This is a genomic window from Mucilaginibacter ginsenosidivorans, from assembly GCF_007971025.1.
GTDB lineage: Bacteria > Bacteroidota > Bacteroidia > Sphingobacteriales > Sphingobacteriaceae > Mucilaginibacter > Mucilaginibacter ginsenosidivorans.
Genome location: NZ_CP042436.1, coordinates 2,086,508 through 2,108,156, shown reverse-complemented (window position 1 = coordinate 2,108,156; position 21,649 = coordinate 2,086,508). Strand labels below are relative to the sequence as shown.

17 protein-coding genes, 2 tRNA genes and 2 rRNA genes are annotated in these 21,649 nt (G+C 46.1%); 9 read left to right on the top strand and 12 right to left on the bottom strand.

Annotated features, from left to right (window positions below):
• Positions 1 to 43 precede the first annotated feature (43 nt).
• Positions 44 to 754, bottom strand: coding sequence for a LytR/AlgR family response regulator transcription factor (locus FRZ54_RS09640; protein ID WP_147031404.1), 711 nt, complete (start codon positions 752 to 754; stop codon positions 44 to 46).
• Positions 747 to 1,808 carry a sensor histidine kinase gene (locus FRZ54_RS09635; RefSeq protein ID WP_147031403.1) on the bottom strand — a complete coding sequence of 354 codons (1,062 nt, stop codon included), beginning with the start codon at positions 1,806 to 1,808 and terminating at the stop codon, positions 747 to 749. The genes FRZ54_RS09640 and FRZ54_RS09635 overlap by 8 nt, the downstream gene beginning before the upstream one ends.
• Positions 1,809 to 2,020: 212 nt before the next feature.
• On the opposite strand from FRZ54_RS09635, the gene FRZ54_RS09630 reads away from it, so the two are divergent.
• The 5 genes from FRZ54_RS09630 to FRZ54_RS09610 all read left to right on the top strand — a co-directional run bounded on the left by FRZ54_RS09630 (position 2,021) and on the right by FRZ54_RS09610 (position 5,419).
• Positions 2,021 to 3,115 (top strand): NHL repeat-containing protein, encoded by a 1,095-nt coding sequence (locus FRZ54_RS09630; RefSeq protein WP_147031402.1) that lies wholly within the window; start codon positions 2,021 to 2,023, stop codon positions 3,113 to 3,115.
• 65 nt (positions 3,116 to 3,180) lie between these two features.
• On the top strand, positions 3,181 to 3,729 hold the full coding sequence (locus FRZ54_RS09625) for an outer membrane beta-barrel protein (RefSeq protein WP_147031401.1): 549 nt from the start codon (positions 3,181 to 3,183) through the stop codon (positions 3,727 to 3,729).
• A 300-nt stretch (positions 3,730 to 4,029) separates the two neighbouring features.
• Positions 4,030 to 4,650, top strand: a complete 621-nt coding sequence (locus FRZ54_RS09620) for a C39 family peptidase (RefSeq protein ID WP_147031400.1) — start codon at positions 4,030 to 4,032, stop codon at positions 4,648 to 4,650.
• Positions 4,651 to 4,669: 19 nt separating this feature from the next.
• On the top strand, positions 4,670 to 5,068 hold the full coding sequence (locus FRZ54_RS09615; protein ID WP_147031399.1) for an OsmC family protein: 399 nt from the start codon (positions 4,670 to 4,672) through the stop codon (positions 5,066 to 5,068).
• A gap of 135 nt (positions 5,069 to 5,203) precedes the next feature.
• The gene (locus tag FRZ54_RS09610) at positions 5,204 to 5,419 is read left to right on the top strand and encodes a bacteriocin-like protein (RefSeq protein ID WP_147031398.1); all 216 of its coding nucleotides are present in this window, start codon (positions 5,204 to 5,206) and stop codon (positions 5,417 to 5,419) included.
• A gap of 147 nt (positions 5,420 to 5,566) precedes the next feature.
• Here the strand turns inward: FRZ54_RS09610 and FRZ54_RS09605 are convergent, their stop codons facing one another.
• The 6 genes from FRZ54_RS09605 to FRZ54_RS09580 form a co-directional block, all read right to left on the bottom strand.
• Complete coding sequence (locus FRZ54_RS09605; RefSeq protein ID WP_228462674.1) at positions 5,567 to 8,317, bottom strand: alpha-L-rhamnosidase; 2,751 nt, start codon at positions 8,315 to 8,317, stop codon at positions 5,567 to 5,569.
• A gap of 198 nt (positions 8,318 to 8,515) precedes the next feature.
• Positions 8,516 to 9,532, bottom strand: a complete 1,017-nt coding sequence (locus FRZ54_RS09600) for a cytochrome d ubiquinol oxidase subunit II (protein WP_147031397.1) — start codon at positions 9,530 to 9,532, stop codon at positions 8,516 to 8,518.
• A gap of 99 nt (positions 9,533 to 9,631) precedes the next feature.
• Positions 9,632 to 10,948 (bottom strand): cytochrome ubiquinol oxidase subunit I, encoded by a 1,317-nt coding sequence (locus FRZ54_RS09595; protein ID WP_147031396.1) that lies wholly within the window; start codon positions 10,946 to 10,948, stop codon positions 9,632 to 9,634.
• 296 nt (positions 10,949 to 11,244) lie between these two features.
• Entirely contained in the window at positions 11,245 to 12,099 is an 855-nt protein-coding gene (locus FRZ54_RS09590; RefSeq protein ID WP_147031395.1) for a phosphatidylinositol-specific phospholipase C/glycerophosphodiester phosphodiesterase family protein, read from the bottom strand.
• Between the two features lie 307 nt (positions 12,100 to 12,406).
• Positions 12,407 to 12,628, bottom strand: coding sequence for a hypothetical protein (locus FRZ54_RS09585; RefSeq protein ID WP_147031394.1), 222 nt, complete (start codon positions 12,626 to 12,628; stop codon positions 12,407 to 12,409).
• Between the two features lie 72 nt (positions 12,629 to 12,700).
• Positions 12,701 to 13,294, bottom strand: coding sequence for a TMEM175 family protein (locus FRZ54_RS09580; RefSeq protein WP_147031393.1), 594 nt, complete (start codon positions 13,292 to 13,294; stop codon positions 12,701 to 12,703).
• A gap of 876 nt (positions 13,295 to 14,170) precedes the next feature.
• Here FRZ54_RS09580 and FRZ54_RS09575 point away from each other — a divergent pair.
• The 4 genes from FRZ54_RS09575 (at position 14,171) to FRZ54_RS09565 (ending at position 17,455) form a co-directional block, all read left to right on the top strand.
• Entirely contained in the window at positions 14,171 to 14,497 is a 327-nt protein-coding gene (locus FRZ54_RS09575) for a helix-turn-helix domain-containing protein (RefSeq protein WP_147034461.1), read from the top strand.
• A complete protein-coding gene (locus FRZ54_RS24670; protein ID WP_228462673.1) occupies positions 14,494 to 15,378 on the top strand; it encodes a DNA adenine methylase in 885 nt (294 codons plus the stop codon). The genes FRZ54_RS09575 and FRZ54_RS24670 overlap by 4 nt, the downstream gene beginning before the upstream one ends.
• Before the next feature lie 62 nt (positions 15,379 to 15,440).
• Positions 15,441 to 16,424 carry a DNA adenine methylase gene (locus FRZ54_RS24665; protein ID WP_262712285.1) on the top strand — a complete coding sequence of 328 codons (984 nt, stop codon included), beginning with the start codon at positions 15,441 to 15,443 and terminating at the stop codon, positions 16,422 to 16,424.
• A 2-nt stretch (positions 16,425 to 16,426) separates the two neighbouring features.
• Positions 16,427 to 17,455 (top strand): DUF7226 domain-containing protein, encoded by a 1,029-nt coding sequence (locus tag FRZ54_RS09565; protein WP_147031392.1) that lies wholly within the window; start codon positions 16,427 to 16,429, stop codon positions 17,453 to 17,455.
• A 356-nt stretch (positions 17,456 to 17,811) separates the two neighbouring features.
• Here FRZ54_RS09565 and rrf read toward each other — a convergent pair.
• The 4 genes from rrf to FRZ54_RS09545 all read right to left on the bottom strand — a co-directional run bounded on the left by rrf (position 17,812) and on the right by FRZ54_RS09545 (position 21,630).
• A 5S ribosomal RNA gene (gene rrf, locus FRZ54_RS09560) occupies positions 17,812 to 17,923 on the bottom strand.
• Positions 17,924 to 18,230: 307 nt separating this feature from the next.
• Positions 18,231 to 21,110, bottom strand: a 23S ribosomal RNA gene (locus FRZ54_RS09555).
• A gap of 272 nt (positions 21,111 to 21,382) precedes the next feature.
• Positions 21,383 to 21,459 (bottom strand) — tRNA-Ala (locus tag FRZ54_RS09550).
• A gap of 96 nt (positions 21,460 to 21,555) precedes the next feature.
• A tRNA-Ile gene (locus tag FRZ54_RS09545) sits at positions 21,556 to 21,630 on the bottom strand.
• Positions 21,631 to 21,649: the final 19 nt, after the last annotated feature.

The window sequence follows — 21,649 nt, the reverse complement described above, 5'->3', positions numbered from 1 at the left end:
TGATTGACGCCGGCAGCTTCCCCAAGGTTGCCGGCTCTTTATTCTACAACCTTTTAAAAAGATTTTTCCCGATACTGTCCATCACCGACGAACGGTAGCTTTTGCTGATGGGAAGTGTATGGCTCGCTAAAATCACTTCGTTGTTATCGATAGATTGTATGGCGTTTACAGCTACAATAAATGATTTGTGAATTTTCAGGAAATGTCCCGACGGCAACTGGCTGGCCATGTCCTTAAAACTCATATACACTATATGCTTTTTGCTTTTAGTGTGCAGGATGACATAATTGGATAATGCTTCGATATACAAAATATCCGCGATGAGTATTTTTTCGAGCTTTTGATTCGATTTGATAAAAAAATAGGAGTCGGTTGCCAGCAGGTCGTGTTTTACTTTAAAACTTAGCTGGGTTTGCGCCTTTAATACCGCTTTAAAAAAACGTTCGAAACTGATGGGTTTTAATAAATAATCCAGTACGTTGAGTTCGTACCCCTCAATGGCGTACTCGGGAAAAGCAGTCGTAAAGACCACCAGCGGCGGGGTTGGCAAATTCTTTAAAAAATCGATCCCTGTTATTTTGGGCATTTGTATATCGAGGAATACCAGGTCGACCATGTTGTTTTGAAGAGCCGAGCTTGCCTCTATCGCGTTTTTACATACCGCTACAGCATGCAAAAACTCAACCTGTTCGATATATTCGAGCATCCCGTTACGGGCGATGGGTTCATCGTCAACAACCAAACAATTAATCATCGTACTGCAGTTTTAGAACGGTTTGGTAAGTGTTTTCATTCCTGTTAATATTCAACTCGTACCTGTCCGGGTACAGAAGCTCGAGCCGCCGTTTCAGGTTCTGTATACCCAGGCCTCCCGTTTGCAACAAGTGCTTTTGTCCATCCGACTGATCGTAGGTATTTACCGCCTCCACAAAAAAAGTTTTCTTATCCTGGTTTTTTACGGTGAGGTGTATTTTATTCCTGTGAGCCTCTTTAAAATTTGAGACATGCTTGAATGCGTTTTCGACAATTGGCAATATCAGCAGGGGGGCTATCAGGAATTCGCCCATTTCATCATCGATCATTAAACTGATATCGGACTCCTTCTCCATACGCAGGGTCTGGATGGCCACATAATTTTGTATATAAAGCAGTTCCTTTTGTATTTGAATTTTATCTGTTGTGCATTCATAAAGCTGGTAGCGCAGCATCTCCGAAAATTTTTCGACCGAGATACGGGCATCCGCGTTTGTTTTTTCTATCTGGAAATAGATGGTATTCATCACATTGAACAGAAAGTGAGGGTTGATCTGTGAACGGAGGAACGACAACTCGGTTTGTATCTTCTCCTTCTCCACTTCAACCAACCTTTTTTCAATCCGGAAGCGGTCGGATAATATTTTTAAGCCGCTGGCGCCGAACGCAGCAAGTATACTGTTCCATATAAACAGGTCCACCGAGGGGCCCAGCGTTTGCCAATCGGGTATAATGGTTTGCGCGTGCGTGGTAAGATGGTCCACTATCCTGGTGAAAAACAGAGTTATTAACCCCATGGAGATCACTAAAACAATAAATGAAATAATGAACGCCGCAAATTTTCGCCTGTAAAGAAGGCGGGGCACCAACACATATGCCGAAAAATAAAAGGGGATAGTTTGAAATGCGCTAACCACAACAACATTGGCGACCTGGGAAAAAATACTGGTGGCAGGATTGTAATAAGCGAGAAAAGAAAATGCCATTACAATGGTCCACATCAATACATGCAGCAATTTGTATTTCCTGAACCAGGTAGTTGCTTTTGCAGCCATCTAAAACGGGGTCTTATTTATAAAGGCAATTTACGATCATTCTGCGAGGTAGCAATTTCAATACGTCAAGTATTTATATCACATGGTCAAGTATTTAAGCCGGGTCATATAAAGTCAAAAACAGGAGATGATAATAAGCATATTTTAGTTAGCAAATAACTGATCACCAATGAGTTTTTAGAAAAATAACATCCCAATTAACCTTACGAAACATGAAAAGCATTAAAATCCCCCTATTATTCCTGGCAGTGGCAGCTGTGTTTTTTTCATCCTGCTCAAAAAAGAGCGCGGTTACGCCAACCATCCCGAAAGTTCTGACTGTAACCACACTGGCGGGGAGCACCACCATAGGTCACCAGGACGGAATTGCTGCCGCAGCGGGCTTTAACAACGCATCGGGGCTGGCTTTCAGCAGCGACGGCACCCTATACGTTGGCGATTGGGCCAACAACCTGATACGAAAAATAAACGTGAATACCGGGGCAGTTTCCACTTTTGCCGGAACGGTTGCCCCCGGATTTAATGACGGCCCCATCTCTTCGGCTATTTTTAATGGCACTGCCAATATTGTATTCGACAAATCGGGCAATCTTTTTATCGCAGACGAGGAGAACAACCGGATACGCGAAATAACTACTGCGGGAAACGCAGTCACCATAGCAGGCAGCGGCCTGCAGGGGTCGGCCGACGGCGTTGGCACAGCGGCTTCTTTTTTCCACCCCGAGGGTATGGTTATCGACGCAAACAATAACCTGTATGTCGCGGACAATAATAATACTATTCGCAAAATAAACCTGGCCACCAAGCAAGTAAGCACCTATGCGGGTACGGGCGTGCGGGGCTTTAAAAACGGCCCGGTTGCCAGCGCAACTTTCAGCAGCCCGTATGGATTGGCGATGGACGCCAACGGGGATATATATGTTGGCGATATAGTGAACAATTGTATCCGCAAGATCACGGTTTCGACAGGCATGGTAAGTACGTTTGCAGGTACCAGCGTACAGGGCCTGTCAAACGGCCCTGCATTGAACGCAACGTTTTATTTCCCCTGCGGGGTAGCTTTCGACCCGAAAGGCAACCTGTTTGTGGCAGAACTTAAAAACAATACCATACGAAAAATAGCGACTGACGGCACAGTAAGCACTTATGCAGGCACGGGCCAGAAAGGTGCAACCAACGGGCCGGCAACGCAAGCCACATTTTCGCAGCCTATCGGCCTGGCAATTGATGCCAGCGGAAACGTATTCGTAGCAGATGAATATAATAGCGAGATACGGGAGATCAGCTTAAAACAGCAGCAACAGTAACCGGACCGGCCATAATAATTAAACAACCAGGAAAAATCATAAACAACCCCTTAAAAACTCAGATCATGAAAAAACTATTATTACTCACAGCATTCGTCAGCATTACCTGCTTTGTTAATGCGCAATCAACCACATACCACGCGTTTAAGGTCGATATTGACCTCGGCTACGCTATCCCTTCGGCAGGTAACGGCGGCGGTACAAAGGCCGGTGTCACTTTTACCGTCGAACCACATTACCGCTTGTCTGACGACCTGGCGATAGGCTTCCGGTTTGAAGGCGCGGGCCTGGGTTACCAGGATGTAACCGCCGGGACTACCAAAACGCATGTATCACTTTTAACTTCCTATTGCCCGTCTATCGAATATTATTTCGCTAAAACAGGGTTCCGGCCGTTTGGTGGCGCCGGAGCCGGCCTTTTCTCGCAGCAGGCCGTGAGCGGATCCAATGGAAACGTAGTGCTGGCCCCAAGCGCATCCAGCATTGGCTTCTTTCCACGGGTTGGCTTCGAAGCGGGTCATTTCCGGATGGCAGCGGCTTATAATGTAGTTGGACACAGCTCGAGTTATGCGTCCTTTACCATCGGCGTCTTCTTTGGAGGTGGTAAAAAGTAGAAAATCCACAAAATACGACATCTTCCTGTGACGGTTAGGTTAATGGTTGATTGATATCCCTGCCCCGGCAGCCAGGGTCGGCTGCCGGGCGGGATTTTCTGACAAGCTCAAGAGCCGAACCAAATTCCCGACGACATACTTCCTCCGGAAACCATTAAAGATCATATTGCTGCAGGCTACAGAATAACGCTATGTAAATGGCCTGTTTTGGGAAAGACTATCTCCCTGCCGTTTGGCAGGGAGACATAGTCGAATTTAGCATCCGCGTAACTATATTTATATCTCTAAATCGACAGGACCATGAAAATATTGAGGCCTCTCCTGGTCTTCCTGGTGCTTATATCAGCGCAGCGCACTTTTAGCCAGGACCAGCAGCCGGTTTATGTAGGTATACGGAGTGAAGATTTCAAATTCTATGCATCGCCGCAGCACAATTCCAACTGGTGCTGGGCGGCATCGCTGCAAATGATATTCAATTATTACGGTGTTAACATCACCCAGGAACAAATTGTGGCGCGGAGCTACGGCATCGACCCCAACGGCGAGCTGCCAAACTGGACCGGCAGCTGGCAGGTGATAACCGCTAACCTGAACAACTGGAGCGTGGATAACAGCGGCAGGCAATATGCAGTTCGAGCTGTTTTCTACCAGGGCGCGCCTAACCCTGCTTATTTGATACAGGAATTATCGCGTCAGCACCCCATCCTTATCGGGTATCAAAGCGGGCCGAATTCGGGCCACGCGGTGGTGATAACGGCATGCAGCTACACCGAAAGCTATTACGGCCCGGTAATTCAATCCATCGTGGTGCGCGATCCCTGGCCGAGTGAGGAGAACGCCGCAACCGAAGGACGAAGAGAATACACCGGCATAAGCCTGGCAAATTTGATACAGGGCCATTGGTATATTATGGTGCAATAGGATAATTATATTTGTCCCTATGAAAATATCTGCCAGTATAAAAAGCGCGCTCAACCGGCACGAGGTAAGCGTGCAAACCAACGACTCGGCTAAAGAAATGAACATCGCTGTGAAACCGACAGGCTTCGGCTCGTCGGTTAACGGTGGCGAGTTGCTGATGCTTTCTTTAGCTACCTGTTTTTGTAATGATATTTACCGCGAGGCTGCCAAAAAAAACATAGAAGTTACCGGTGTGGAAGTAGAATTTGTGAGCGAATTTGGCGCCGAGGGCGAACCTGGTTCCGATTTCAGGTACAAGGCCCATGTAAAAGCCAATGCCACGGATGCAGAAATAGCCGACCTGATAGCCCATACCGACCGCATGGCGGAGATACATAACACATTGCGGAAAGGTTTAGCTGTAACGCTTAGCAAATAAGATCCGAACTGTCTTCAACTCGTCCCTATTATTTTATTAATTTCTTATCGAGAAATTTTATGTTTCTCAATAAGAAAATATTGCTATCTTTAATTAATCAATTAAAGAACCATTTACCATTTAAAATCAAAAATTATGAAGGATCAAAACACGAAGTTTTCGGGCTCCCATCAAAAGCTTAGTCGCGAAGAAATGAAGCAGATCAAGGGCGGCACCTGCAACCCGGGGCCATATTACAATAAACCCTGCTACGATATTTCGGAATGCGGCGGCTCTGAATGTGCAACAACACTTTATTGCTACCACGCCAATGGTAACCAGTACACATTAGGGGTTTGTTTATTCAGGTAAGGGGGCCGGTTTACTGTCGCTTCATTAGTTGACTCACCCGACCGTTGCTTCGTCGGTCACCCTCTCTGCCGCAACCGGCAAAGAGGGTCGGTTTTTGCTTTTTTTTAAGGCCCCGCCAAAGGAGAGGGACTTTTTATTGTTTATTTTCTATTTTGATGTCGTAACCGTTGGGGCTGTTGGTGCAGGCGCGGCAAAATGATAACTTCCAGATCCAGCCTTGATCAATACGTAACCGTTTTCAGCAGCGCCGACACTGATATCCTTATCGACGGCAAGCGCCTTACCATTTTCGGTGATGTCGTTAACTGATGATGCAGGCAGGTAAATATCAGCTTTGGTATTTGCCGGGATATCGATGCTATAATAAGTCTTCCCGTCTTTAACTTCCCAGCCTGATGCCGCTTTTCCGTAATAGGTTTCCAAACTTGCAGTCGCATTGGTAAAACCACCGCCCGGGTGCGGCATTACGCGGATATGTTTGTAACCGGGCTGATCGTCGTAGGTATCCAGGCCGGCCATAACGCGGTACATCCAGTCGCCGATGGCACCATAGGAGTAGTGGTTGAACGAGTTCATGCTGGCAGCCTCGAAGGTTTTATCAGGTTTGATACCATCCCAGCGTTCCCAGATGGTGGTAGCACCCATTTTTACCGGGTACAGCCACGACGGGTAGGTATCCTGCAGCAAAAGGCGGTATGCCATATCGTTATGCCCGAAACGGGTAAGGACATGGCACAGGTAAGGTGTCCCTAAAAAGCCCGTGGTGAGGTGGTTGCCGTAGGCATGAATGTTTTCTACCAAACGCTGCGCAGCTTGCGGGCGGAGCGATTCGGGCAGCATATCGAAATTGAGCGCCAGCGTGTAGGCTGTTTGTGTCCCCGATACCAGCCGGCCGTTGGGAGTTACGTATTCTTTAAAGAAGGCGTCTTTGATGCGTTTCAAGAGAGCGGTATAGGCAGCTACATCGTCCTGTTTACCCAAAACATTGGCGGCGTTGATGAGCAACTGGGTGGAGTAGGCATAGAAACACTGCGCTATAAAATACTTATCGGTAATGGCTGACGTGCCGTCGGTATCATCATCGCGGCTGTAGAACAGCCAGTCGCCAAAGTGGAAACCGGTTTGCCAGAGGTCGTTTTTGCTTTGGTGCTGCATATAATCAACCCAGGCCTTCATGCTGGGGTACTGCGTTTGCAGGATACGCTTGTCGCCATAAGCCAGGTACATATTCCAGGGGACAACGGTGGATACATCGGCCCAGCCGGTACTGCCCTGTGTAAAGCCAAGGCAGTTAGGCACCACGAAGGGCACAACACCTGCCGGTGACTGGTCGGCAGCCACGTCGCGCAGCCATTTGGCGAAAAAGTCGTTTACACCCATATTAAAAGTAGCTGTGCGCGAGAAAACCTGCGCATCACCGGTCCAGCCCAGGCGCTCATCGCGCTGCGGGCAGTCGGTAGGCACATCAAGAAAATTACCCTTCTGTCCCCATTGGATGTTGTGCTGCAGCTGGTTGATAAGCGCATTGCTGGTGACGAAAGTGCCGGTCGGTTTCATATCAGAATACATCGCAACAGCGGTAACATCTTCGGGCAGTATCTGATCGCCGGGATAGCCCTCGATCCGTATAAACTGGAAGCCATGAAAAGTAAAATGCGGCTCGAAGGTTTCCTCGCCATTGCCTTTCAATATGTATGTATCTTCAGCTTTTGCCGCGCGAAGGTTTTCGGTATAAAAGTTACCCAGCTTATCAAGCACCTCGGCGTGCCATACTTTGATCGTATCGCCTGGTTTGCCTTTTACTTTCAGCATCACCCATCCTACCAGGTTCTGGCCGAAATCGATCACCCGCTCCCCTTTGGGTGTTTTGAAAATACGCACGGGCTTAAAGGTCTCGTGCTTTTTCACCATCTCATTGTAAGTAGCCAGCAGGATATTCTTCGGGTAATCTTCCACCTTTACGCCACTCCATTGTCCATCGTTAAACCCGGGTTGGGTCCAGCCATCCTGTGTTTTGTTATGGTCGATAGTCTCGCCGTTGTATATCTCACTATAGCGTATCTCGCCGGTAGACGATTTCCAGCTATCATCAGAAATGATAACGCCTGTGGTCCCGTCCTCGTAAGTAATATTGATCTGCGCCAGCAAGGCAATATCCTTGCCGTAAACGTTCCGTTTATCGCTGTAACCAATAATGCCGCGGTACCAGCCGTTACCCAGCATTACGCCAATGGCATTACTGCCTTCCTTCAGCATGTTAGTCACGTCATAAGTCTGGTATTGCAGGCGGTTCTTATAGCTTGTCCAGCCGGGAGTTAAATAAGCATCGCCTACGCGCTGCCCGTTTATCTGTGCCTCGTACATACCATGCGCAGTAATGTAAGCCGTTGCCGACCTGATCTTTTTATGAATATGGAACTGCTTGCGCATAAAAGGACTTGGACGATTAACCGTGTCTTCGGCATAGCCGGGACTTATCCATTTGGCTTGCCAGTCGCTGGTTTGCAACAGGGCCATTTGCCACCATGCTGTTTCGCTCCAGGACGATGCCTTGCCATAATTATCCCAAACCCGCACGCGCCAGTAATACCTTTTGCCCGATTGCAGCGGTTTGCCTTTATAGCTAACCAATACCGATGAATCGGAACCGATCTTACCCGAATCCCAAACATGGCCGTGAAAATTGGCATTGTCGCTAATATCAATGCGGTAGGCGGTTTGCATCTCGTTGCGCTTGTCGGTACTGAGCTGCCAGGTAAAACGAGGCACCGTTACATCCATACCCAACGGGTTGGTGCGGTTCTCGCAAAGCAGGTTATCAACCTTTACCTGGGCGCAACAAACAGCGGCCGCAAATTGCAGGCCCAATAAAATAGCAGGGAATTTCATCAATTTCATTATTTATAGGTTATCGTTCTGGTTACCGGTGAGGACACAGTCAACGGAAGCGCATGAGAACCAAATCTAAATAAATCGGAACAGAATAGCTATGGTGAAATGGGGTTTTTATTTTGAACGGACTGTTGGTGATTGCCTATAGGAGCATGGACAATGTTAGTGCCCCAACCACAAGCAATAAAAATGGTTGTTTATTTTTTATCGATGATCCTCCACTCCCCTCTTTTGAAAGCTATAGATCAAATAAACCAGCGCCGGTAAAATAAAAAGACTGCCGATGAGCAGGGCCAGCGCGAGGGTCTCGATAGATTTATCGGCACTTTTGTTAGCGATGAGGGACAGGTAGCCGCCGCCTTTAAGTATCACAATATTGGGGTAGTGTTTATAAGTTACCGTGATGAGTACCATGGTGATCTGGAACCCGGCCAGCAGGCGCAGGGTTCGGGCGCGGCCGTTATGGATCATTCTCCATAAAACGATAAGGGATATAATAGCGGCCGTAACGGCAGCAATGCCTATGGGGTTGCCGAAAACCCAATCGACCAGCGGTATGCCATCTGCAATTGCCGAAACGAAAACCAGGGAGCCGGATATTACGGCAGCAACATTCATTTGCATAGCCTTACGCACAAACCTGCGGCGCTCTTCCACATCCGTGGCCTCGCCGATAAGGTAGATGGCCGCGATAAAACCGCAAAGCGACACCGTAAAAAAGCCGATGGACACCGAGAACCAGTTGAGCCAGCTATCAATATAGGCTGATACGAATGTAGTGGCATGCGTATCGATTTGCCCGGATACCGCGCTGCCGGCAATGATGCCCAGGAACAAGGGCGTGACAAAGCTGGAGTACACGAATATCTTGTTGTAAACCTTCTGCATGTTATCAACCACGGCATCGTAATTACGGAAAGCAAAGGCTGTGCCCCGGGCGATGATACCCAATAGCATAATAGCCAGCGGAATATGCAGGTGGACGGACATGGTAGAATAAATATCCGGGAACCCGACAAACAGGATCACTATAGCAATAATGAGCCACATGTGATTAGCTTCCCAAACCGGGCCGATGGCCTCGTAACTGATACGCCGGGTTTTGGCCTTATTATCTTCGGAAGTAAAAAGCTCGATAATGCCCGCGCCAAAGTCGGCCCCGCCCAAAAGGAGGTAGAGCAGCAGCGCTAACCAGAGATATGTGATGACGACGTAGAGCATTTTTTGTTTAGTATTAAGACTATCGTTTTATTAGTTGACTCACCCCGACATCGCTTCGCTCGTCGACCCTCTCTACCGCGAGCGGTAAAGAGGGTTGGGTTAGTGAGGCGCAACATCGTACATTTTCGGTACCATTTTTATCTGACGATACAGCATAAACGTAACCACCAGGCTTAATGAAATATATACAGCTGTGAAAATGTAAAACGAATACGCTATACCCGGCATGGGCGTTACCGCATCGGCAGTGCGCATAATGCCTTGTATAATCCATGGCTGGCGGCCCACTTCCGTTACCGTCCAGCCGGCTTCCACGGCGATAAAGCCTAAAGGCGTTGCTGCTACAAACAGCTTCAGAAACCAGGCCTTGCCAAACCATTTTTTCTTTTTGATCAAAGCGGTAAAATACAACAGCGACAGGGCCAGCATAGCCATACCCAGGCCCACCATAATTTGGAAGGCATAGTGCGTGACCGCTACAGGCGGCTGATTTTTTGCGGGTATTTGGTCCAGGCCCTTTACTTCGGCGTTGAAATCTTCGTAGGTCATAAAGCTGAGCATGCCGGGAATTCTGATGGCGTAATTGACTTCTTTCGTCGCCGTATCGGGTATGCCGCCAATGATGAGCGGGGCAAATTTTTCTGTTTTGAAATGGGCCTCCATAGCGGCGAGCTTTGCCGGCTGTCTTTTGGCGACGTCTTTAGCAGATATATCGCCGCTTAAAGGCTGTAGTATGGCCGCCACCGCACCGAACACAATTGCGATGCGAAAGGCCATGTAATGAAACCTGGGATTCTTTTTGCGGACGATCATCAGCGCATGGACGCCTGCAACTGCAAAACCTGTTGCCGCGAACGCTGCGATGGACATGTGCAGCGCCTGCTGGAACCAGGCTTCGTTGAACATCGCTTTAATGGGGTCGATGTGCAGGTATTGCCCGTTCACATAATCGAAACCCGAGGGACTGTTCATCCAGCTATTGGCCGACACCACCAGGATACCCGACACAATGCCGCTTATACCCACTATAAGCCCTGTAAACCAGTGGAACCAGGGGTTGAAGCGCTCCCATCCGTACAGGAAAAATCCAAGCGCAATAGCTTCGATAAAGAAGGCTGTCCCTTCGAGCGAGAACGGCATGCCGAAGATGGGGCCGGCGTGTTTCATAAATGCGGGCCAAAGCAGCCCCAACTCGAACGACAGCACCGTACCCGATACCGCACCCGTGGCGAAAAATATAGCTACACCCTTGCTCCATGCTTTGGTGATGTTTTTGTAAACAGGATCTTTGGTTTTAAGCCAGTACCAGTGCGCTATCGCCATAAAAAAGGGCATCACCATGCCGATGCACGAAAACACGATGTGGAACCCTAACGAAAGCGCCATTTGCGACCTGGCGGCGAGAAAATCATCCATAGCGGGCGTGATTTAGTACTTTCCCCGAAGGTAGGCAACCTATGTAAGAATAAGTGCCGTAGCCAATTACAAATCGCAATTTATTTTGAATATAAATTAGTTGATTGCGTTGGACTAAGTTGATTTGGATACCGATTTTTTGTATCGAAAAATAGCGTAAAAAAAATAGCCGGCTTGCGACCGGCTATTCCCCTAATTTAATTTAATTGATTTTCGTAGATGTAGTGATTAATAGACAATTATAGAAAATAAAAGTTTTACTTTTTTACAAAGAAAAAAATATTTTTTTTACCGTTTTAAAGGTCGGCTTTGGCGAGGGTAACCTGGTTTTTGGCGAGGTAATTTCTGAGCGTTACCAGGTGGTCGGTATTGATGAGATCGACGCCGCATTTGAGGAGTTCGTCCCACACCACCTGGCGGTCGGGCGAGGCCCATAGGCGTACTTTGCTACCCATGCGGTGCGCCATACCTACAAACCTGAGCAGGCGTTCGCGCTGAAGCATAGGCATGGGGCCTTTGCCATCCCAGCTGAGCATGCGCGAATATTTGCAACTGGCCATCGTAAAGACATCACTGTTTACCGCCGACGAGTCGCGGGCGACGCGGCGCAGGTCCTCGTCGATAAAGGCCAGGCGGGTGGTTTGTCCCTCGAGCATTTTATAAGGCTTGTGGCCCGAAAGCACGACGGTAACGGCGCCATAATGCATATCGCCGTCTTCGTAACTGGTGAGCATGTCGCGGTATTTATCCAGCACGCGGGCCAGGGCGCGGTAGGTGTCGTCGCTGCCGGTTTTGATATCGATCATCAGGATGACGGGGCGGGCGTAGTCAGCGTATACGCGGCCGTTGTTGGCCAGCACACGGTCGTGCAGGGGTTTAAGGTAAAGTCGTTCTAAATTTCGCCGATGGCTTTTGAATTGCGGGAGCGCATGCGCCACTATCAGCGTGGTATCGCGCAGGAATATATCGGCCTCGATATTGGTAAAGCCGTTTTCGAGCGCATCAAACAGCGGGCGCTTGTGGCGGTAGTCGTTATGGGCGAAGCCGTTGGGCAGCGGGGTTGATTGTGCGTTGCAGTAAAACTGCGTAAATACCAGGAGAACAAGGATCAGCGTTTTAGGGGCGTGCACGCTGAAAATAGTTTTCGTCATGTTATTACAAGGGGTATTATGTTTATGCACAAGTTTACCTATTAATTATAAATTCAGTTTAAAATCCAGGTTAGAAAATGATTAGAAATTTGGCGGTTAATATTAACTTTCTACGTGGCGAAGTATGGGATAGTTAAGCTAAACGGGTTTTATTATTAAATATTTTTTAGGGGGTTGGATTAGGGCCATAGCGGTGGGGTTTGATGAGATAATTCTACCCGCTCAATGGACGCGTGGGCCTGGTTACTTTTGTCGTGACAGAAGGAACCAAAAACGCTGCCGGTAATCCAGGGGAATCATTAACATTTTAATCGTGTTCAGGCGATTTGCGGAACGCTGACCATGTAGCCTCCCCCCCGGTTCTCTCCAAACGAGAGGGGGCTTTATTTAGTTGAAAAGCCTGCGTTAGCGACGGCAGCGGATACCGGCTTGCGACTAAGGCCGTGTGCAGTATGAGCGTACGGCGCGACCCGGTTTGCTGAGTGGCAGGGGCAGTGGCGGCGGCAGCAGCAAAGCGGGGAACGCCCATTGTTTTAGTCACCGGGCATTGGGGGCCTTAACTTTACAACCTTCCAACTTTAAACTTTACAACAAAAATCTGCTACTCGCTGTGCTGATGCACCCGTTTTTCGATGCGCCGGTCGGGGATGAACCAGATGATGGCGACGATGGTGTAGATGCCGAGGGCGATATAGGGTTGAAAAAAGGCGACCGCCACAGCAATAACATACAGGGCGAGCGAGCCTTTGCCTTTCCAGTCGCGGCCGAGGGCAAGGGCCAGGGCCGAATCGTTACGGTGGTGCCGGGTTAGCGTGTAGGCGAGTATGGTGTACGATACGGCGCACATGATGAGCACCACGCCGTAACCCACCACGGGCCATTTGGAAAAGTGGTTTTCGCCCATCCAGCCGGTGGCGAAGGGCATCAGCGACAGCCAGAACAGCAAATTTAAGTTGGCCCACAGGGCGCTGCCGGTAATGCTATCCACCAGGTAGAACATGTGGTGGTGGTTGTTCCAGTAGATGCCCACGTATACGAAGCTGAGCGCATAGGTAAGAAAGGTGGGGGCCATGGCCACTATGGCGCGCCAATCGTCGCCGTAGATGCCGGTAGGCACCTTAAGCTCGAGCACCATAATGGTGATGATGATGGCAATTACGCCGTCGCTGAAGGCTTCAAGCCGTCCTTTTTTCATGCGGGTGTTTAGTGTGGTGCTAATATAGTTATTGATGGTTAAGTTAATTAGTGATTTGTTAATTTGTGATTTGTGGAACGGGGCGCGCCGGTTTATGCCGCCTTGCATCCATTACCCATCAACCAGTTAACCAGTTAACCAATCACCACCACCCCCTTTTACGATTTCCGGGGCGCGAGGGTTTGGGGTGGGTTTAGCTGTAAAAGTTGTAAGGGCGGGGTTGCCGGCTGCCCTGCTGCCGCTAAACAAGTGGGTTAACATGGTTAACACTTTTTTAACGCCATATCCAGTTAAACAACTGAATATCAGGTAAATATGCAATTTTCCATCGCAAAGGTGTTAACCATAAATAAGCGGATGGCCCGGCATAGGCGGCAATACCAGGCGAGCCCAAATAAGCAGGCTCAGCCGGCCCGTGCTAACGGTGCCACATTACAAAAACAGGCAACATGATGACGTGCACCACCGGCACCGCTAAACCAATGACGAAAAGCATATAGCACCAGGCAACAACGTGACAAATTTAGAGCCGGAACCCTTAGCGCCAATAAGCGAGTGACAGCATCAGGCCAAATTACGACGGCAACGGGCAGCACGGGTAAGCAATAGCGGAATAAAGACAGGGTCAAGCAAGGGACGTGACAAATAAACGTAGTGACTATCAAGTAATGGTTAGTAATTATAGAAGGACATGGCATGTGTGTATTAGCGGACGGGACTCTCACAGCTTTAAAATAAATTGGAAAGCCACAAGCAAGCAGTTTGCCATAGCGTGGAATGTATATAAAATTGTATTTGTTGAAAAGTTTTCTAACAATTATTGCTATTAAATTTAGCAATAGCTTTACATTTGGACAAAACCTGTCAAGAGTTTATATGTCCAAATTAGCAACATTGACATTTGGTGAGATATTACGAAAATTACGAGAGGATAATCAAATGCCTTTACGTAAGCTTGCTGCCTTATTAGACATCGATCAATCGACTCTTAGTAAGATTGAAAGGAACGAACGAAAAGCTAATGATGATCTTATCGATAAACTCACTAGTATTTTTAACGTCAGTAAAAAAGACTTACATATTATTTTTATAAGTGATAAAGTTGCATATGATCTTTTAGAAGAGGAGGATGTGGGCGACATTTTTAAAGTGGCAGAGGAAAAAATAACCTATATACGACAATCAAAACAATTAATTAAATGATTAATACTGCATTTCCGGTAGAATATCAGCCGCAATTAAAAAAAGCGTATCTAAATCAAAAGAAATTATTTCCAGAATTTGGAGATCAAAAACCATTTTTAAAATGGGCTGGTGGTAAATCTCAAATGGCCAATGATATTAAGAAATTCGTCCCTCCGTCATTCAATAAATATATAGAACCATTCATTGGTGGAGGCGCTATATACTTTAGCCTAAATCATTCAAAATCGATCATTTCAGACCTTAATGAAGAATTAATCATAACTTATAAACAAGTAAAGGAAAACGTTTTTGAACTTATTCAAATTTTAGAGGGCTATAAAAATACTGAAGATTTTTATTACAAAACGAGAGCATTAGATACCAGCAGGCTATCTAATTTAGAAAGAGCTGCAAGGCTGATTTATTTAAATAAAACTTGCTTTAACGGACTATTTAGAGTAAATAAAAAAGGAGATTTTAATGTGCCCTTTGGTAAAAAAAATGGACCTTTTTTGAACAAAGAGACACTTCTTAGCGCATCGATATATCTGCAGCAAACTGAAATTTATCATTCTGATTATAAAGATGTTTTACAAAATCATGCTCAAGAAGGTGACTTTATATTTCTTGATCCTCCTTATCAACCGGTTGGAAAGTATTCTGATTTCAAACGCTATACGAAGGAGTTCTTCTATGAAAAGGATCAAATTGAGTTGGCTTGTGTATTTAAAGATCTTGTTGCAAAAGGCTGTTTTGTCATTCTTACCAACTCAGAGCATCCTTTAATTTTAGAATTATACAAGGATTTTCAATTGGAAATTATCCAAACTAAACGGCTAATAAGCAGCAATCCGAACACAAGAACAGGTGTTGACTTAATGGTAATAGGCGGACTATGAGCATGCAATTAGAAATTCCATCTTTCGAAGATCAATTCAATTCCTTTCCCGGCACAAGATATATGGGAAGTAAGAATAAAATTATCAATGAAATTTGGGAGCACTTAAAATCATTACCATTCGAAAGTGTTCTGGACGGGTTTGGAGGAAGTAATGTTATTGGTTATTTTCTAAAATGTCAAGGTAAAAGAGTTATTACGAATGACTTTATGGCTTTCAGCTATATCACATCTAAAGCAATTATTGAAAACCCTGGACACACATTAGATAATAATGATATAGATTTCTTGTTAAAAGCCAACAGTAATAATGGTTTCATAAAAGAAACTTTCAAAGATATATTTTATTCAGAATTTGAGAATGAATTCCTTGATATGGTCAGAGAAAACATTTCCCAACTTGAAGACGAATATAAGCACGCTTTAGCCTTATCTGCGTTAGTAAGATCATGCCTTAAAAAAAGGTCGCGGGGGATATTCACTTTTGTTGGTGAAAGATACGATGATGGTAGGAAAGATATGAAAAAATCTATTAAAGATCATTTTATAGAAAGTATTGATATTTTTAATAAAGCGGTTTTTGATAATGGCTTCGTTAATGAATCTTTAAATCAGAAATCCGAAGACCTTTTTGTAGAAGCGGATCTAGTATATTTTGATCCGCCTTACTTCACTCCAAAATCAGATAACGATTACGTGCGCAGATACCATTTTGTCGAGGGTCTTGTAAAGAATTGGGATGGAATAGAAATACAACAAAGGTCTAAAGTAAAAAAATTCAAAAGCTATGACTCTCCTTTTGCAAAAAAGGATACAGCGTATAGCGCATTTGAACACCTTTTTGAAAAATACAAAACATCAATTATTGCGATTTCATATTCTTCAAATAGTTATCCTACAAAATCAGAATTAATTGAAATGCTACTTAGATATAAATCAAATGTTATAGTGCATGAAATAAATCACACCTATTCTTTTGGAAATCAAAATCATAAAATAGGAAATAAAAACAACAGGGTAACTGAATTTCTGTTTATTGGCACTTAATCATGTTAATTCCGAGTGACGAAATACCACAAGCTGATATCTTAGCAGATGTAATTAAGACGGTTATAACTGTATCACAGGGTGGCACCACATATCAAGCAATAGCTGCTACAATTAACAAAGTCGAACGACAAGGTAGATATTACAGAAAAGCAGCTGAAATAGTCGGTTTCATAACGACTCCAACTAAGAATCGATCAGTGCTTACTGCACTTGGCAACACATTTATTCAGACAGGGCCAAATCTTAATAATCCTTTGTTATTACAATGTGTGCTAAGCGCGCGAATTTTTCAAAGACTTATCCCTTTTCTTGAATTGAATTCAAATCATGGCGTTACGAAAGATCAGATAGTTGATTTTATTACTTCCGTAGCGCACTTGGCCGCCAACTCAATGGCACCTCGCCGATTTAGCTCCGTGGTTTCTTGGTTGGTAGACTTGCACATTTTAGAAAGAAGGGCAGACAGATTTTTTCTGGCTACCCTCACAATTAATCAGGCTGTAAATATATTAAGTTTTGAAAATATTGATGAGCCAATAATGCCTAGGTCAACAGATTTACAGGAATACAGAACTGTCGGACTTCGCGTTTCACAAGCTCAGGAAACTATTGTCACGTATCGAAACCTTGCTGCAACTGAAAGAGCTGATAATGCACACAGAAGATTGGTTAATTTGGTGGCATCCAGGATTAGGAATGTAGGAGCACTCCCAAGGTATAATCAAATAATTGATTTAGCTACCCGATACCGTGACATGGATTTTATATTTGAAATGAAATCTATCACAGACGCAAACTCTAAAACTCAAGTAAGGAGCGCGTTAAGCCAATTATATGAATATCGATACTTGCAAAACCTTCCTAATTCAAATCTTGTTTTAGTTGTTGAAAACAGATTACCAGCAGCTACCGAGTGGATGATTGAATATCTAGAAACAGATCGAAATGTAAGCGTCATTTGGGACGGTGATAACGAATTACACGCCACACAAAGGGGCGCAAGCATTTTAAATTTTCTTGGATTGTAGTTTTAAACGTGCCGTCGGCATTATTCTGGCTTCTTTATCGCGTACACGCCGCCTGTACTATTTTCATATAATTAGCTATACGTTTACACATCCACCAGCATCAGCAAAAAAGGCATCGCCTTTGCGTAGTTCAATTGCCCATATTCCAACCCCAGCGCGTGCAGGTTATGGTAATAGGTTTGGTGCTGTGTGTAGTATTGCTTTTCGGATTGCGTAAACCAGGCTTTTTCTTCCTTACTCTTTAACTAAAGAACCCCGAATGCTTGGATTTGCATTCCTTATGAGTCCGTAGTTCGGCATTCATGATTCGATATTCAATAAAAAAGCCCATGAGCAATGCTCACAGGCTTAATAAAATTTGGCACCGACCTACTCTCCCACATTTTACTGCAGTACCATCGGCTCTGGCGGGCTTAACTTCTCTGTTCGGAATGGGAAGAGGTGGACACCGCCGATATAGGCACCTGAATGCTTTTTAGATTTGAGATATTAGATGTGAGATTTGAGACTTATTGTCCCGCGGCCCTGTCTGCTATCCTTATCTGATATTTTATTAGATCTGATCGGTGGCTATGCTATGGAGACTTTGTCTCACATCTCATATCTCACGTCTCCTATCTAAGACATTACTGGAAGAAGTTATTTCGAAAAGAAGTACAACAGTTTTTGTTTGTTATCTGTTGATGTGTTGTTGAGAACCAAGAGTCAAGGTTCAAGAATCAAGACAATGTCCTGGCTCCTGGCTCTTGCTTCTTGGTTCTGCCATTTTTCCATCACGAAGAAAGCTTCGGGTTATTAGTATTACTCGGCTTTGATGTCGCCACCTTTAGACCTGTAACCTATCAACGTAGTAGTCTCCTACGACCCTCAATGGAAGTCTCATCTCGTGGCTAGTTTCGCACTTAGATGCTTTCAGCGCTTATCTATTCCCAACGTAGCTACTCTGCAATACAGCTGGCGCCATAACAGATTCACCAGAGGTTAGTCCAACCCGGTCCTCTCGTACTAAGGTCAGCCCCACTCAAACTTCCTACGCCCACAACAGATAGGGACCGAACTGTCTCGCGACGTTCTGAACCCAGCTCGCGTGCCACTTTAATGAGCGAACAGCTCAACCCTTGGGACCTTCTCCAGCCCCAGGATGTGACGAGCCGACATCGAGGTGCCAAACCTCCCCGTCGATATGAGCTCTTGGGGGAGATCAGCCTGTTATCCCCAGCGTACCTTTTATCCTTTGAGCGATGGCCCTTCCATGCAGAACCACCGGATCACTATATCCGTCTTTCGACCCAGCTCGGCTTGTCTGCCTCACTGTCAAGCAAGCTTATGCTATTGCACTCCCCGTACGGTTACCAAGCGTACTGAGCTTACCTTTGAAAGCCTCCGTTACCTTTTTGGAGGCGACCACCCCAGTCAAACTACCCGCCAAACAATGTCCTCGTCTGTGACGAGTTAGACACCAAATACAGAAAGGGTGGTATTTCAACGTTGACTAACTGACTCCTAGCGAAGCCAGATCACTGTCTCCCACCTATCCTACACATCCTGTATCCGATATCAATGTTAAGTTGTAGTGAAGGTGCATGGGGTCTTTCCGTCCCGTTGCGGGTAACCGGCGTCTTCACCGATACCACAATTTCACCGAGCTCATGGCTGAGACAGCGCCCAGATCGTTACACCATTCGTGCAGGTCGGAACTTACCCGACAAGGAATTTCGCTACCTTAGGACCGTTATAGTTACGGCCGCCGTTTACCGGGGCTTCGATTCAATGCTTCGCCTTGCGACTAACATCCCCTCTTAACCTTCCGGCACCGGGCAGGTGTCAGGCCTTATACGTCATCTTTCGATTTTGCAAAGCCATGTGTTTTTGTTAAACAGTCGCCTGGGCCTTTTCACTGCGGCTAGCATTGCTGCCAGCGCCCCTTCTCCCGAAGTTACAGGGCCATTTTGCCGAGTTCCTTAGCCATGATTCACTCGAGCACCTTAGGATTCTCTCCTCGACTACCTGTGTCGGTTTACGGTACGGGTTTTTATAACCTGAAGTTTAGCAGGTTTTCTTGGAAGCCTGATTACCTGGACTATCCACGCCCCCGAAGGTTTGCGGTACTATCGGCTTTCAGCAAAGTCTGCGTACTTAACTACAAACTCTATACCTACGGCCTTTAACGAACTATTCCGTCAGTTCGCGCCAGTTTCACTACTCCGTCACTGCATCACAATTATAAAAAGTACTGGAATATTAACCAGTTGTCCATCGGCTACGCCCTTCGGCTTCACCTTAGGCCCCGACTAACCCTGATCCGATTAGCGTTGATCAGGAAACCTTAGTCTTTCGGTGGGCGGGTTTCTCTCCCGCCTTATCGTTACTTATGCCTACATTTGCTTTTCTGCCCTCTCCACGGTTGCTTGCCGCTCCCGCTTCGCCGATGGCAGAATGCTCCCCTACCAGTTGCATTACTGCAAATCCATAGCTTCGGTATACCATTTAATGCCCGTTTATTATCCATGCCCGATCGCTCGACTAGTGAGCTGTTACGCACTCTTTAAATGAATGGCTGCTTCCAAGCCAACATCCTAGCTGTCTGTGCAATCGGACCTCGTTAGTTCAACTTAATGGTAATTTGGGGACCTTAGCTGATGGTCTGGGTTCTTTCCCTCTCGGCCATGGACCTTAGCACCCATAGCCTCACTCCAGCGTATATTATAAAGCATTCGGAGTTTATCTGGATTTGGTAGGATTTGACTCCCCCGCACCCAATTAGTAGCTCTACCTCTTTATAACTCAACCGCCAGGCTGTTCCTAAAAACATTTCGGGGAGTACGAGCTATTTCCCAGTTTGATTAGCCTTTCACCCCTACCCACAGATCATCCGGAAACTTTTCAACGTTTATCGGTTCGGTCCTCCAGTACCTGTTACGGCACCTTCAACCTGTCCATGGGTAGATCACAAGGTTTCGCGTCTACCTCCACTGACTATACGCCCTATTCAGACTCGCTTTCGCTTCGGCTGCGTGTCTTAAACACTTAACCTTGCCAGTGAAGAGTAACTCGTAGGCTCATTATGCAAAAGGCACGCCGTCACCACACAAGGTGGCTCCGACCGCTTGTAAGTACACGGTTTCAGGTTCTTTTCACTCCCCTGTTCGGGGTTCTTTTCACCTTTCCCTCACGGTACTGGTTCACTATCGGTCTCTCAGGAGTATTTAGCCTTACCGGATGGTGCCGGCAAATTCCCACAAGGCGTCTCCGACCTCGCGGTACTCAGGATACCACTATCCCACTATCAATTACCCGTACGCAGCTGTCATGCTCTATGGCCGGGTTTCCCACCCCGTTCCGGTTCTCTTTAATGTTCATGTTGTGGTCCTATAACCCCGTACATGCCGTAACATGTATGGTTTGGGCTTCTTCCATTTCGCTCGCCACTACTCTGGAAATCACTGTTGTTTTCTCTTCCTATGCTTACTTAGATGTTTCAGTTCAGCACGTTCGCGCATTTATGCAATCAGTCTTCAACTGATTAGGTTTCCCCATTCGGAAATCCGCGGATCAAGTCATATTTGCTGATCCCCGCGGCTTATCGCAGCTTATCACGTCCTTCTTCGCCTCTGAGAGCCAAGGCATCCCCCGTGTACCCTTTCTTACTTTCTTCTACCGATTACGCCTTTTGCTCGTAATGGTATGTCTTTATTTGAGATGAGATTTGAGTATTGAGATTTGAGTATTGAGACTGATTTGCATCTGTCTTATAGCTCATATCTAACAGCTCAGATCTATCCCTACTGTTGTCTTCTCTTCAATTTAACTTCTTCCAATATGTCAAAGAACTTTTTGCTTTGCAGATTTGAGATATTAGATTTGAGATTTGAGACTGCTTATCGCTTTTGTCTCATATCTCATATCTCACGTCTCTCATCTCAAGCATGGTGGAGAATAACGGATTCGAACCGTTGACCCTCTGCGTGCAAGGCAGATGCTCTAGCCAGCTGAGCTAATCCCCCTAGTTGATGCTGAAAGCTGAAAGTCCAAAGCTTAAAGCTTTTTTCCTTCTCCCTTTCATCCTGATGCTTTCGGCTTTTTGCTTTCTGCTCCAAATGTAGTCCCGAGCAGATTTGAACTGCTGACCCCTACATTATCAGTGTAGTGCTCTAACCAAACTGAGCTACGGGACTCTTTATTAGTTGCAGTCTC